This is a genomic window from Arcicella rosea, from assembly GCF_040543805.1.
GTDB lineage: Bacteria > Bacteroidota > Bacteroidia > Cytophagales > Spirosomataceae > Arcicella > Arcicella rosea.
On record NZ_JBEUMS010000006.1, the window covers coordinates 118,022 to 131,919 of the forward strand.

General features: G+C 34.4%; 10 protein-coding genes. 1 reads left to right on the forward strand and 9 read right to left on the reverse strand.

Going from position 1 to position 13,898, the window contains the following annotated elements:
• Nucleotides 1-153: 153 nt before the first annotated feature.
• From ABID42_RS09425 to ABID42_RS09440, 4 genes are all read right to left on the reverse strand, one after another.
• Nucleotides 154-2,112 carry an alpha-L-fucosidase gene (locus ABID42_RS09425; protein ID WP_367283608.1) on the reverse strand — a complete coding sequence of 653 codons (1,959 nt, stop codon included), beginning with the start codon at nt 2,110-2,112 and terminating at the stop codon, nt 154-156.
• 635 nt (nt 2,113-2,747) lie between these two features.
• Nucleotides 2,748-3,863, reverse strand: a complete 1,116-nt coding sequence (locus tag ABID42_RS09430) for a ligand-binding sensor domain-containing protein (protein WP_367283451.1) — start codon at nt 3,861-3,863, stop codon at nt 2,748-2,750.
• Nucleotides 3,864-4,187: 324 nt separating this feature from the next.
• Nucleotides 4,188-5,618 carry a M56 family metallopeptidase gene (locus ABID42_RS09435; RefSeq protein WP_367283452.1) on the reverse strand — a complete coding sequence of 477 codons (1,431 nt, stop codon included), beginning with the start codon at nt 5,616-5,618 and terminating at the stop codon, nt 4,188-4,190.
• On the reverse strand, nt 5,615-5,986 hold the full coding sequence (locus tag ABID42_RS09440) for a BlaI/MecI/CopY family transcriptional regulator (protein ID WP_367283453.1): 372 nt from the start codon (nt 5,984-5,986) through the stop codon (nt 5,615-5,617). Before ABID42_RS09440 ends, ABID42_RS09435 begins: the two co-directional genes overlap by 4 nt.
• A 473-nt stretch (nt 5,987-6,459) precedes the next feature.
• On the opposite strand from ABID42_RS09440, the gene ABID42_RS09445 reads away from it, so the two are divergent.
• A complete protein-coding gene (locus tag ABID42_RS09445) occupies nt 6,460-6,903 on the forward strand; it encodes a hypothetical protein (protein ID WP_367283454.1) in 444 nt (147 codons plus the stop codon).
• Between the two features lie 94 nt (nt 6,904-6,997).
• On the opposite strand, the gene ABID42_RS09450 is transcribed toward ABID42_RS09445, so the two are convergent.
• The 5 genes from ABID42_RS09450 to guaA form a co-directional block, all read right to left on the reverse strand.
• Entirely contained in the window at nt 6,998-8,662 is a 1,665-nt protein-coding gene (locus ABID42_RS09450) for a S8/S53 family peptidase (RefSeq protein WP_367283455.1), read from the reverse strand.
• Entirely contained in the window at nt 8,649-9,350 is a 702-nt protein-coding gene (locus ABID42_RS09455; protein WP_367283456.1) for a hypothetical protein, read from the reverse strand. Before ABID42_RS09455 ends, ABID42_RS09450 begins: the two co-directional genes overlap by 14 nt.
• Nucleotides 9,351-9,490: 140 nt before the next feature.
• The gene (locus ABID42_RS09460; protein WP_367283457.1) at nt 9,491-11,362 is read right to left on the reverse strand and encodes a M61 family metallopeptidase; all 1,872 of its coding nucleotides are present in this window, start codon (nt 11,360-11,362) and stop codon (nt 9,491-9,493) included.
• Nucleotides 11,363-11,467: 105 nt separating this feature from the next.
• Nucleotides 11,468-12,049 (reverse strand): hypothetical protein, encoded by a 582-nt coding sequence (locus tag ABID42_RS09465; protein WP_367283458.1) that lies wholly within the window; start codon nt 12,047-12,049, stop codon nt 11,468-11,470.
• Nucleotides 12,050-12,301: 252 nt separating this feature from the next.
• Nucleotides 12,302-13,831 (reverse strand): glutamine-hydrolyzing GMP synthase, encoded by a 1,530-nt coding sequence (gene guaA, locus ABID42_RS09470; protein ID WP_367283459.1) that lies wholly within the window; start codon nt 13,829-13,831, stop codon nt 12,302-12,304.
• Nucleotides 13,832-13,898 lie beyond the last annotated feature (67 nt).

Genomic DNA, 13,898 nt, shown 5'->3' on the forward strand with positions numbered 1-13,898 from the left:
GGTATTTTTTTCTTAGGGGAAAATCACTTTTGAACTCATCATTGAGATAAAATACCTCTCAAGAATCATTTAGAAGGTCTTCCTAAAAATAAAATTCCACTTAGCAGGCGAATTAATTCGCCTGCTAAGTGGAAAAACCTAATTCATAATCACCTATTCTGTAATAACATCAATCTCAGCATAGCCAACGCTGTCATCGTCTTTGGTATTTCGTAAAGCTCTCAATTTGATGTATCTAGCCTTTTGAGGGGCAAAAGTTTTAATTTGCCACAAAGGATTATTTTTAATATTCGAGAATTCACCTTCATCTACTTGTTTCCAATCATTACCATTTTCGGATACAAAGAAACTGTAATGTGTGATAATTCCTGAACCCCACCAGTTTTGGTCTGGCAAGTATTTGAAACCGCTAATATTTTGAGTTTTACCTAAATCAATTACCAAATCAACGGGCATTTTAACCGTATTTTTTTGATACCATTGCGTATCAGGATTTCCGTCTAATAAGTTGTTTGCCTCCTTATCTTCAATACCAACCATTTTCCAAGCTTTTTTAGAAACATCAAATTTCTCTTCCGTCAAAGTACTTGTCTTTTTACTTTTTGGGTCGTAGCTAATACATTTAATGACCACTTTTCCATCATCCGTTTTGATAGGCTCAGTATATTGATTCGATTTCAAGGTTGGTGTACTACCATCCAAGGTATAATATATTTGAGATTCAAAGTCTGCTGGGATAATACGTACATCTCCCGAACGCTCACGAATGGCTACGGGAGGCACTAATATTTGTGGAGCATCATAAATGCCAATATTAGAAATCAGTGGACAAGCCTTGGCATCGGTAATGTTCAAACGAAGTTTTGTGGCTTTAACCGTTTTGAAACGTAGAATACGTTTATAACCTATCGTTGTTTCTTTGGCAATTTCTTCCCATTGATTATTGACGAATGCTTCCAAAGTAAAGACTTTTACTCTTTGTCCTAATTTGATGTATTCTTGTATCAAAAAGCGATTGAAGGCAATGGGCTTTGCAAAATTGAAGGTCAAACTTGCAGATTTTACCTTATCATCCGTTGTCCAATAACTTTCATTACTTACATCAATTGCCTTGTTTGCTCCAAACTTTGGGTCGTTTCCACGCACATTAGAAGCTACCACCTTTGCCCCTTTGATAAGGTTTACAGCAAATACTTCTTTGACAGCCTTTCCAAAATCTAATGCAGCTTTTTCATCATAAGGATGAATTAAACCATTCGGCATGATAGGAAAGTTTAATAACAAAGTGGCATTTCTACCGATAGAATTATAATAAGTATCCATCAGTTGAGGTAAGGTTTTTACTTTGTTATCTTCTTTAGGGTGATAAAACCATTCGGGTCTGATAGAAGTATTTACCTCGCCTGGCACCCAAGTATTTCCATTTTCTAATCCATAACGAAGCATATTTTCTGGCACATCACCTTTGTCATTTAATAAACTCCAATTGGTTTCACCAATATAACCTGCTTCTGTTCCAACCCAACGAAGGTCTGCTCTATCACCACCATCATTCCATATTACAATATTGGGTTGTAAAGAACGAACAAGTTTATACGTATTTTCCCAATCATAGTAAGTAGTGCGGTCAATCTTACGTGTTTCATTAGCTCCGCCATAATAACCAGAACCACCGTTGGCACCGTCAAACCAAACTTCAAAGATTTCTCCGTAGTTGGTCAAGAGTTCACGTAATTGGTTTCTGAAATAAGTAATGTATTCGGGTTTTCCATAGTCAGGATGGTTTCTATCCCACGGAGAAAGGTAAATACCCAATTTTAAACCATACTCTTTACAAGCATCAGCCATCTCACGTACCATGTCACCTTTCCCATTTTTCCAAGGTGAACTCTTTACTGAATAATCCGTGTATTTTGATGGCCAAAGGCAAAAGCCACTATGATGTTTTGCGGTAATAATAATGCCTTTCATGCCTGCCTCTTTACAAATTCTTGCCCATTGGCGACAATCTAATTTATCAGGATTGAAAATTTTTGGGTCTTCATCACCTTTTCCCCACGACATATCGGTGTAAGTATTCACTGAAAAATGGACAAAGGAATAATACTCCATTTGTTGCCATCTCATTTGGTTTTCACTGGGTACAGGTCCATAAGGAGAAGGCGCTTTTACTTGACCCAATGTATAAAAATTGGTAAAAATGAAGAAGAGTAAAATCAAGTGTTTATAATTCATGTTATTGTAAGATTTGGATAATGTTAGAGCCGTCTCTTTCAGAAAACAGCTTTTTGATTTAAAGTAAATTAACTTAGAAAATACTTTATCAAAAGCTATTTTTTTAAGAGAGAGCATTAGCCAGTACTTATCCTTGACTGCTTTTAGACGCTAGACTTAAGGACTTTAAGACGCTTTGATAAAACAGGAATTTAGTCTAAAAAGAAAATACTTGAACCTTGAGAGACTACATTGATCACATTGATTAATGAATCTAAACGATTTTTTCACTTAGAAGGCTGAAAGAAGAATCTGTGAATGATGTAATTTTCAAGATTTTAGACTTTAGGACTTTGAGAAGGAAGAAGCTTTGTGAAAAAGTTTTTAATCTAAAAAGATAAATGCTTTAACGTTCAGCGAACTTTGTTATTTTATCGTGGGACTAGGGTGCAGTCGGAGACTGCATTTATTTTAGGTCTAAGTGAAAAAACACTTAGACCAGCGGAGTTGCCATCGTTTCAATTAGTCTTTGTTTATTCAGAAAAAGTTGTAAATGTTTTCCCATCGAAACGACATAAGGTAGTATTTCTTGTACCTATCCATAGGTTACCTTTAATATCTTCCACAATGGAATATACTCCATTGTGGCACAAACCATCTTTTCTTGTAAAACGAATAAAGGTTTTTCCATCATAGCGCCAAAGTCCACCATCCTCATTGAGTTCCCCACTACCTAGCTCTGTTCCAAACCAAAGATTACCCGCTTTATCTTCAAATGCCAAATTAATTGAACCATTTTGAATTCCTCCTTTTTCTGTAAAATTGCTAAACTTTTGACCATCAAAACGACATACACCGTTGTGTCTGGTTACAATCAGCAAATCCCCATTTTTATCCTCCAATATAGAACGAACCCATCCTTCTCCATAAGGTTTATATTGTGTTATTGATTTTCCGTCGAAACGGCAAATACCTTCATTAGCAAGTACCCAAGACCCAAACCAAATATTGCCTGATTTGTCTTCAAAAATACACTGTGTCCATTTGAGGCTAACCTTGCTTGTATTTAAGATATTAATATCTAAAAAACGGGTAAAGGCTTTTCCATCAAAGCAATAAATACCGTCAGTAGTGCCTAACCAAATTTTCCCACGTCTATCCTGCATCATACTCCAAAGCTCATTTTTTATTGAAGGGTTATTATTGAGAGAATTATTATACAGAAAACTGCTTGAAATAGTGTTGGGGATAGATATGTTTGTAAATTTCTTTCCATCGAAACGGGATATTGCATCTTTCGAGCCGAACCAGATGTCACCAGATATATCCTCTATCATGAAAAATATACCATTCCCACACAAACCGTCTTTTTGGGTGAACTGGGTAAATACTTTTCCATCATAGCGATAAACTCCTTCGCCTGTAGTACCAAACCAAATATTTCCTGATTTATCCTTCAAACTACAACCTACTTGCTGATATTGGTCTGTGCCTTGGGTTTTGGTCAGCTTTGGATTTTTACTGGTAAATGATAGCTGCTCCACAACCATTTCATTTTTTCGTTTACTTTTTGTTTGTCCGTTACAAGATGTAAAAAGCATGGATACTAACAGTAAAGAGAAGATTGGATTGAATGTTGTTATAGTCATTTGTTAAATTATTTCTACTTATAGTAAAAGAGCAACCATTCCAGATTATCTTCCAAAACTGGTACTTAGTGTAACAAAGCTATCTTTAATACCCTCTATGCAAGCAGAAAAAGTGTAAATAAATTGTAAATTAGTGTAAATGATGTGTGGAAATGTATTTGGATTGGTGGGGCTGAGGAAATAACGATGAACAAGTAGAGGCAAATAGTAATCGAAGTAAAAATATTTGAATCATCGGCTGATTTGAAACTTTGAAAAAAAGAAGCTTTGCTGAATTTTGAAAACTTAGCAAAGCTTTTCATATTACTCTTAAAATCCAGAAAATTAACTCTTTTTAATCATTTTACGAGGTTTACTATCTATGAATACAACCATGTGATACAGATGCTTACTTGCCATTGTTTCTTGATAATATTTTTCATAACCTGCATGAGTCATTAAACTTATCTGATAATAATGTTTACCATAATTAATAGCATTTTTCTCAAGCTTACTAACAGACTCATAAGAGAAATCAGTGTTTTTGTATTGGTTTAATACAGCGTTACTTACTCTTTTATCGTCAATCCAAATACCATAAATTTTATCATTCTTCCAAGCTTCGATTTGTTCTTGTGTTGGAACACTCTTTGGAGATGGTGGTAGGCTTGGTCTAAATATTACTCTCTGTTTAGCCTGTTGTTCTTCATTCATCGATAAGAATATAGTTTCTAATCTTTTTCTTTCAGCCTCTGTAAACTTATATATGAGAGGAATTCCCTTTTTATTCTTTTTACTGTTAAGAATTTGTTCGTACTCATCTAATAATGCTTGTGAAACACCATCTTGAGTAGCAGGTACAGCTATTTGTTTGACTTTTGAAGTGCTACTTGCTTTTTCTTGTGAAAAGGATTTTGTACTAAATGCAAATACTGCTATTGCTAATACTGGAATAATAACTAATTGCTTGAATAAAGCCTTTTGAGGTGATTTTGATTTAGTCATCATGATTAATCGTTGTTTAGTTATGAGATAATTGAAAGAACTTGAAAGGTTATACGTATTACTTTTACTGGCTTTTTCAATCAGTAGATACTGATAACTGGCTACGTTTGGATATGTATTTATCACGGCTTCATCCGCTAAAAATTCATGATTTAGCTGAACTGCTTTTTTATACATTAAGAGGAATGGGTTAAACCAACAAACTATTTGTAATATTTCTATCAACAGAATATCATAAGAATGTCTCTGCTGAATGTGTGCGCACTCATGCAATAAGATTTCCTTTTCAATTCCTCCGCTGACATATTCTTGATTATTGACAAACAAATAGTTCAAAAAACTATGAGGACTCAATGCTTCATCGCTTAAGACTATTTGGGAATTGTTAAAAGGAATCGTTTTAGTGTTGCGGGTTTTTGAAAGAATTTTATTAAGATTAACGATAAAACGTAGAAAGAAAAAAGTACTAATCAAACCATAAAGTATTGTCAACACTAAAAAAGTATAATCTGTCTTTTCTATAGCTGATACTTCTTGAACAGTAGTATTATAATCTTTTATAAAATTAGTTTGCAGAATTTCATTGTCTGAAATGGGTAATGTAGGTGTAGAATAATTAAAAGTTATTAGTGGAATCACAAATGATAATAGCAGACTTAACAATAAGTAGCCTCTATTAAAATTGTGCATTTTTTCTTTTTCAAGCAGTAGTTTATAAGTAAAAATAAACACTGCTGAACAGAGAACTATTTTGATGATGTAGGTTGTCATTGTTCTTTTCGTTTGATTTCTTGTTCAACAATTTTTTTAAGGTCTTCTAATTCTGATGATGACAAATCTGTAGATGTTGTAAAAAACGAAGCAAATTGCATGGGCGAATTGTTGAAAAAGTTTTCAATCATTCCTTTTACATGCTTCGAAAAGTAATCGGACTTTTTCACTAAAGCGTAATACTGTCGGGAGTTTCCAAACACATTATAAGCTACAAAACCTTTGTCTTGCATTCTTTTTAATAAGGTTGCTATGGTTGTTGTTGCGGGTTTTGGGTCTGGATAACTATCAATTAAATCTTTCATGAAGACAGTTTCATGTTTCCAGATTACTTCCATTAATTGCTCTTCTGATTTCGACAATTGCATTGCTCTACATTTATATAATTTACTCTACAAATGTAGAGTAAATTATTGATAAAGCAAGCGTCCTTTGAAAAAAAATTAAAAGTTGATTTACTTATTCTACAAGAGATATTGGATTTTTTAAAAATAGGATTTTAATTCAAAAAAGAATTGTCTGATTTTTCTAAGAACCTATTTCCTTGTTGTTTCAATACTTGTCGGTTATTTGAACAATGTGGTTAATCAAAGGAAAACTCACATAATTAGACTTAAAATTCTTTTATTTTCATGGTTAATAGGGAAAAATGCAGTAATATTATGTACAATTTTCTCTATTATTCTATATGAAAAACCTGTCTATTTTACTGTTAGCACTATTCGTGCTGGGTTTCGTTAGTTGTGCTAAAGAAGATAACCCATCTGGTACCATCACTCCAGTTACTCCTGGTACATCTGAAGAACCGTATTTTGAGTATAAGATTAACAGTGGCACAGCCGTGCATGTCGATTGTAGTGCTATTAAGTTTGAAGCTACTAGTGGTGGCAGTTCGGTGGTGCCGATTGTAGCAACTTCTGCTTCTACAAAATCAACATTTACTTTTGCTTTTTATGGTGCTGCAGCAGCCCTAGATACAGTAAAAGCTGGCATTCATCCGCTATTGGCATATTCCAGCTTTACACCAACTGCAACAGCCATTCCCATGCACTTAAGTGTCAAAGTGCCTCAAACCACTGGTGGTACCGATTATTTCTATGGCTTGGCTCCATCTGAGGCAACTCACAAGCATACAATAAAATCTATCACCAAAGCTGGTGTTGAAAATGGTAAGCGAATCTACTGGATAGAAGGTGAGTATAGCTGTAAAGGACAACAGTTGCCAGGAACAACTACGGCTACAATATCAGGTAAATACAGATTCAAGCTTTTGGCAGTGCAATAATAGCATTAGTGATAAACGATATTAGATTGTATTTCGGAGAAAGTTTTTATTTATTGTATCACTTATTCTTCTTAACAAGTGATACAACCAACAGTTACTCCACTTTCAAAACCTTCACCAAAGTACTTTTACTTTCATTACCGATGCGTAGAAAGTATGTTCCTCTGTTTAAATGCGCTAATGATAGTTTGAAGATTTGGGAATTGATGGGCTGATAAAGTAGCGTCTTGCCAGTAATGTCCATTAAACTGGTAAAATATTGATTGACCTTAGTCTCGTTAAGTTGAATCGTAATTTCTCCAGAAGTCGGATTCGGATATGCTTTGAAAAGCGCATTGCTTTCATCTTGAGTAGATAACACAACAGTTGGAGTATTCGCTCTAGTAAAATCAGGAATACCATAGCCCAATCTCTCATCTGGATTTTCATATTGACTTCCCGATTTTCTTAATCTATCTATTACTTCCATTGCTGTAAGCGTTGGATTTGCTTGCCAAAAGCCCGCTACCATTCCACATAAAATTGGTGAAGAAAAAGAAGTTCCAGTACTTGTAGTAACCGTGCCTGAAGGAGTAACAATGGCGGAACTTTGTCCCAATGCTACTAAATCTGGCTTTACTCTCCCATCAGCCGAAGGGCCAATCGAACTAAAAATAGCATAAGATTTCAACGCATTTACTGCGCCTACAGTAATGATTGAATCGGCATCGGCAGGTGTTGAAATATATCGCCAAGCATCATTTCCTTCATTTCCTGCACTGATTACACAAACAATTCCTACCGATGCCGCCCAAGTAGCTGCTTTAGCGGCGATGGTTGTTTTCCCATTCAAGTCTGAATATTTATGACTAGTACTGGCATCATCAAAAGTACTATAACCTAGTGACGAATTGATTAAATCAACCCCAACACTATCGGCATACTCTGCCCCAAAAAGCCAATTGGCTTCTTCAATTAGATATTCCGAAAAAGCATCTTCTGTACGTAATAATAAAAAAGAAGATTTATAAGCAGTTCCAACGATTTGTCCGTCCAAGTAAGCGCCCATACACGATAAAACCGATGTTCCGTGTCCATCATCTTCATAAACCGCTTTTTCTTTTTTTACAAAATCATAAGTACCTATAATTCTGTTTTCATCAAAAAGTGGCTTTAAAGCTGCAATATTATTGGCATTGTTAAAACCTGCATCCAATACCGCAATCATCATTCCTTCGCCATGAAAACCTTGTTCGTGCATTTTATCTGCACCAATCATTTCGATTTGTGTTTTAGATAAACCATAATTGAGTGCATCGGTTTCATAACTTTCAAACTTAGATGATTTTCGGGCTGTTCTATTGTTGGGATTATCAATCGAAGTATTGACTTCCAAACCTTTTACAAAAGATAATTGTAAAATACTCGTCAAAACGGTGGAAGAACATTCTATCAAAGCCGCATTCATCCAACGTGAAGTATAAATTACTTTTGCTCCTTTCTTTTTTACTTCTTCGATATAACTAGGATTAACGGGTAAATCTCTAGTGGTAAAAGCGATTTTCTGTTTCTGGCGACGAGCTACTGAGCGTTCAGACAAATAAGCTAAAGGCTGAGTAATTGAATAAGGAGAATTGTTTTTGTCTTTAAAAACTAAAAGGTATTTCGCTGGTAAAGCTTGTGAAAAAGCAGTTTGAAAGCTTAGTAAGCTCACAAAAAAGAGTAAAAAAATCAGTATTTTATAGGGTGATACAAAGTGACAGGTATTACTCTTTTCCATTCTTTTTAAATTTCATGATGAAACGTGTTCCAAAATCAACTTTATTTTTACCGATACAATCAGGAGTATTACAATAAGCGAGTGCTGTTTTTTCGGCATAAATCAAGCCTACTCCATCTGCATAAACTTCTATTTTCTTTTTTAAATCAACTAAAGTAGAATCATTTTCTTGAACAATTCTAACTGTACTCGGAAAGTATTGATTATTAACAGTGTAAGGCTTGTATAGATTTTCAACCACTACTTCATCTTTTCCAAAAGCATTAAATAGGTTAATATCCCAAGTCATTTTTTCTTTTAAAGGAAATATAAACTTTAAATACGTAATATTATTCTCTGATTTTAAAGCCTTGTCTTGGAGTTTTTTTGAGGTAAAAACAGAGTCTAATTTCCACGCTTGTTGTTCATTATTTCGATGAAATCTTTTAATAAGCAAGGCTTCTTTTCCATCAATATCTGTAAAAAAACTATCGACTAATTCTTTTACTTGATAGGTTTTCACCGAAGGTTCTTGGCTTAAAGCATATTGTGTTTCTTCTACTTCGTATTCAACATATTGTTTATAAATTGGATAGAAAAACCCATAGCCGCTCTGAGGTGGAGTAACACAACCACAATCATTATGGTTACAAGCTTGAAGAAGTAGGAAAAAAAGGATTAGAAATAAATAGGTTTGTTTTGATTTCATAGTTGTAAGAGTTTAAATTCAGTTAAATATAAAATGATAGAATGCTAAAGACTAGACATCAATCGCTTTATTTTCGTTGCATCACTGCAAGAAATTAAAAAGCCAGTCAAATGTAAAATGACTGGCTTTGATTATTTTGCTTATTGTCCTTCTGGCACTAACCAAGCTCTACGCAAAGCAACCTGCGCTTCAGTTGGGTTTTCCATTGGAGAAAGAAGATTTTTCTCAACAACTTCTGGTATAAAGATTTTCGCCGAAAGTTTTGTTTCTACTTTTTTATCTCCGTCTTTTCTCAACACGACAAAATCAACATTATCACCTTCTTTACTATTATTGATAAAGTCTGAACGAGTAGCTCTGAATGTTTCTAAACCTAATGCTTTTCCATTTAAAGAAACCAATTCATCTCCAGCCTTGAAACCAATTTTTGCTCCAAAAGCATCAATTCCATCTTCATCAATGATAAAAATACCCTTAGTTTCTGGATTGATTCCTAGGTTATACACAGAGAAACCTAAAGTTTTTTCAAGTTTCTTATTCGTTTTTTGGAAATTAATCCCAACGCTATTTAGACTTTCTTCTAATGGTAAAGGCTCTTTTCCTTCTACATATTTAGCAAAAAACTGACGAATTTCTGGGAATTTAGTTACTTCAGCAATTTTATCGAAAAGCTCATCGTCGTTAAATGATTTATCTTTTCCATAATATTTTGATAAATCTCTCATCAAATTTTGAGTACCATATTTTCCACCAGACAATTGGCGAAGTTTAATATCCAAACAAAGTCCGATTAAAGCACCTTTTTCATATACATTTTGGTATTGGTCTTTATATTTTTCCAACACATCTGCCGACATTACTGTGAAAGGAACATCATCTTTATAACGGTCGTACATATTTCCAATTTTAGAACGAAGCATGTTCATGTACATTGGCAATTCAATCAAACCGTATTTTGCTTGCATGTGTCCAGCAGCATATTCAGTCATTCCTTCGTACATCCAAAGGTGTTTAGACATCTTTGGTTTGTTGAAATCAAAGTCTCCAATTTCTTTTGAATGAATACTTAATGGCGTTACGATATGAAAAAATTCATGCGAACAAACATCTTTTACAGTTTGCGAAAGTTCGTCTGATGAAGATTCTGGCAAATAATAAAAAGAAGAGTAAGAGTGTTCTAAAGCACCATAACTTCCGTTTTTCAAATTATCAGAAAGTACAATCACAAAAGCATATTTTTTAATGGGCAAAGTGCCTCCTAAATACTCTTTTTGTGCTTCCAATAAAGTTTTAACATTCTCAGCAATTTCAGCAGAAGTAGCTTTTTTGTTTGGCGAATAAACCGAAATCAAAATATCAGCTCCACCAACTTTCAAAATTGTAGTATCAGGTTTGCAGTACATGATGGGCGCATCAACCAAATCATTATAATTTGAAACACTGAAAACATCTTTCTTATCGTCTGATTTAGTCGCCGTCAATGACGAAGCACCATAAAAACCAGTTGGTTTGCTGAAAGTAAGTTCGAAAGTACTACGCTTTAAATCATCGAAGTAACCAAAGAAACCATGCGTATTTATCGCAAAAAGTGTATTTTCTTCAATATCTGTTCCAGCAGGTTCAAAAACGTATTCACCAGAGATCTCAGGTGAATCCCAAGTATCATCTACCAAATAGGTAATTTTATTGAGTTTTTTCGCTCCTTTTATTTTGTAACTATTAACATCAACCTTCGTGACAGACAATTCTTTACCTTTTTCATCAAAAGCTTTCAACGCTGAGATATAACGTCCAAAATCATAATTGGCATAAGTACCCGGAACAATTTTAGGGAAATTATAAACTACTTCATCTTTCGAGATTTTAGGAGTAGTCAATGATACTTCTAATTTATCGTTTTGAACTTTTGTTAAATCAATAAAAAACTGATAATTGGCATTTTGAGTTACTTTCTGAGCGAAAGTTGGTAGGCATGTTATTAATGCCAAAAACAGCAAGAATTTAATCTTCATTGGGTTGTATTTTTCAGTTAAAATAAAATCAATTAGCATTCAATTTTTTGTAAACGCAAAATTGAATGTAAAAGTATGATTAATCCGCATTGTCTGAATCCTTTACTAGCGTTTAAGATTAATCGTACCTTGAATAGAAGTTGCACTTTTAGCTTCTTGTTCAGTTCCTTTGTATTGCAGGGCAAGACCACCCATTGCTAAATAAACAAAATCCTCAAAAGTTGTAGCATTAAAATCGCCATCAGCATCTGCTGTAAATTTCTTGTAACCTAATACTAATTCATTTGAAGTAAGAGTTAATACTGATAACGTCTGAACTTGGTATTTCCCATTCATCCCCTTTGTTACTTTTGAAGTCAAAACGATTGTTTTTCCATCACTTGAAGATTTCCATTTTCCAGAGTCTGTTCCTGAAAGGTAAGTACTATCCGTCTTAAATTCATAAGCGTAAGTGTTAGAAATTGAATCTACACTTGAAGTATTAGTGCCAGGTATTTTTCTGATGTCATCCAATGTTAATTCATACGTTTTTTTGTCTGTAATTGTACCCAAACTTTTAAATGACCATTTACCAGTAATAGTAGCTTCTGCTGGTGTTGGGTCAACATCCGGTCCAAATTTTTCTTCACAAGAAACAAGAGAAATAGTAGAAATTACTAAGAGGAGGAATAGGGTGATTTTGTTCATTTTGTTAGATTTTTAGAGTTTAAAATCAAATTTAATAAATATGTAAAAAAGTCAAGCAAAAAATTATTAAACGGCAAGAAGTGCTTAGCAATTTGTGATTGTTATTAGTTTTTGCAACAGGTTGATTATTAGAAAAAACCAGATTTTGATGAGTAAAATAGCATAAACTAATTATTAATAAGTACTTGTGTAAAACAAAAGCAAAAAGCCCGACAATTCATCGAGCTCTCTACTTTTAAAGAATTTTATTGATTACTCCCACTCAATTGTAGCTGGTGGTTTTGACGAAATATCATAAACTACTCTGTTTACACCTTTTACTTTATTGATAATTTCGTTAGAAATCTCTGCTAAAAACTCATAGGGTAAATGACACCAGTCAGCCGTCATTCCATCAACCGATGAAACTGCTCTTAACGCTACTACTCTTTCATAAGTACGTTCATCGCCCATTACTCCCACTGATTGAATCGGCAATAACATTGCTCCTGCTTGCCAAACGTTATCGTACAAGCCTTTATTTTTCAAACCGTTGATAAAAATATAATCAACTTCTTGTAAAATCTGTACTTTCTCAGCCGTAACATCTCCCAAAATTCTAATACCTAAGCCTGGTCCTGGGAATGGATGACGACCCAAAATAAACTGTGGAATTTCTAATGTTTTACCTACCAAACGTACTTCGTCTTTGAACAAAGTTTTAAGTGGTTCAACAATTTTCAATTTCATATAATCAGGTAAACCGCCAACGTTATGGTGAGATTTAATTGTTTGTGAAGGACCTCCACTAACTGAAACTGATTCAATAATATCTGGATAGATTGTACCTTGTCCTAACCATTTTACGTCTTCAATTAAATGAGATTCTTGGTCGAAAACGTCGATAAATACTTTACCGATGGCTTTACGTTTAGCTTCTGGGTCTGTCAAGCCTGCTAATGCTGAATAGAATTGTTCTTTTGCATCAACACCTTTTACGTTCAAACCAAGGTTTTTGTATGATTCCAAAACATCTTCAAACTCATTCTTTCTCAATAAACCATTATCAACAAAAATACAATAAAGGTTTTTGCCAATTGCTTTGTGAATCAAAACGGCTGCTACTGAACTATCAACACCGCCTGAAAGCCCTAAAACTACTTTATCGTCGCCCAATTGTGCTTTCAATTCAGCTACAGTTGTATCGACGAATGAATCTGCCGTCCAATCTTGTGAACATCCACAAACGCCAATCACGAAGTTTTTCAACATCGTCTTTCCCTCTAAAGAGTGTGTTACTTCTGGGTGAAACTGAATCCCATAAGTTTGTTCTCCTTTAATATGGAAAGCGGCAATTTTTACAGATTCTGTTGAACCAATGATTTCAAAATCGTCTGGAATCGACATGATGGTATCACCGTGCGACATCCAAACTTGGTTATTTTCAGAAACATCGTTCAATAATGGATTCTCCGCTACTTTCTGCAATTTTGCTCTTCCGTACTCACGATGTCCAGAATTATATACTTCTCCACCAGCTGTAAAAGCCAATAATTGTGCGCCATAACAAATGCCCAAAACTGGTAATTTTCCTCTGAAAAGACTCATATCCACTCGTGGAGAATCTTCTTCACGTACAGAACATGGGCTTCCTGATAGAATTACGCCTTTTACGTCTTCGCCAATCGATGGAATTTTATTGTATGGATGGATTTCGCAATAAATATTAAGTTCACGAACTCTACGGGCAATTAATTGAGTGACTTGTGAACCAAAGTCGAGGATAAGAATTTTTTCGGACATTTTCGATTTCGGATTGCTGAATTCGGATAGCAAAATGGAGCGACCCGAAAACTATGCTAAAAAATAA

What these genes read in the sequence shown, in the direction of transcription:
- ABID42_RS09435 (WP_367283452.1), bottom strand. Translation starts at nt 5,618, where the DNA reads ATGACAACCTACATCATCAAAATAGTTCTCTGTTCAGCAGTGTTTATT.
- ABID42_RS09430 (WP_367283451.1), bottom strand. Translation starts at nt 3,863, where the DNA reads ATGACTATAACAACATTCAATCCAATCTTCTCTTTACTGTTAGTATCC.
- ABID42_RS09450 (WP_367283455.1), bottom strand. Translation starts at nt 8,662, where the DNA reads ATGGAAAAGAGTAATACCTGTCACTTTGTATCACCCTATAAAATACTG.
- ABID42_RS09455 (WP_367283456.1), bottom strand. Translation starts at nt 9,350, where the DNA reads ATGAAATCAAAACAAACCTATTTATTTCTAATCCTTTTTTTCCTACTT.
- ABID42_RS09460 (WP_367283457.1), bottom strand. Translation starts at nt 11,362, where the DNA reads ATGAAGATTAAATTCTTGCTGTTTTTGGCATTAATAACATGCCTACCA.
- guaA (WP_367283459.1), bottom strand. Translation starts at nt 13,831, where the DNA reads ATGTCCGAAAAAATTCTTATCCTCGACTTTGGTTCACAAGTCACTCAA.
- ABID42_RS09440 (WP_367283453.1), bottom strand. Translation starts at nt 5,986, where the DNA reads ATGCAATTGTCGAAATCAGAAGAGCAATTAATGGAAGTAATCTGGAAA.
- ABID42_RS09465 (WP_367283458.1), bottom strand. Translation starts at nt 12,049, where the DNA reads ATGAACAAAATCACCCTATTCCTCCTCTTAGTAATTTCTACTATTTCT.
- ABID42_RS09425 (WP_367283608.1), bottom strand. Translation starts at nt 2,112, where the DNA reads ATGGAGTATTATTCCTTTGTCCATTTTTCAGTGAATACTTACACCGAT.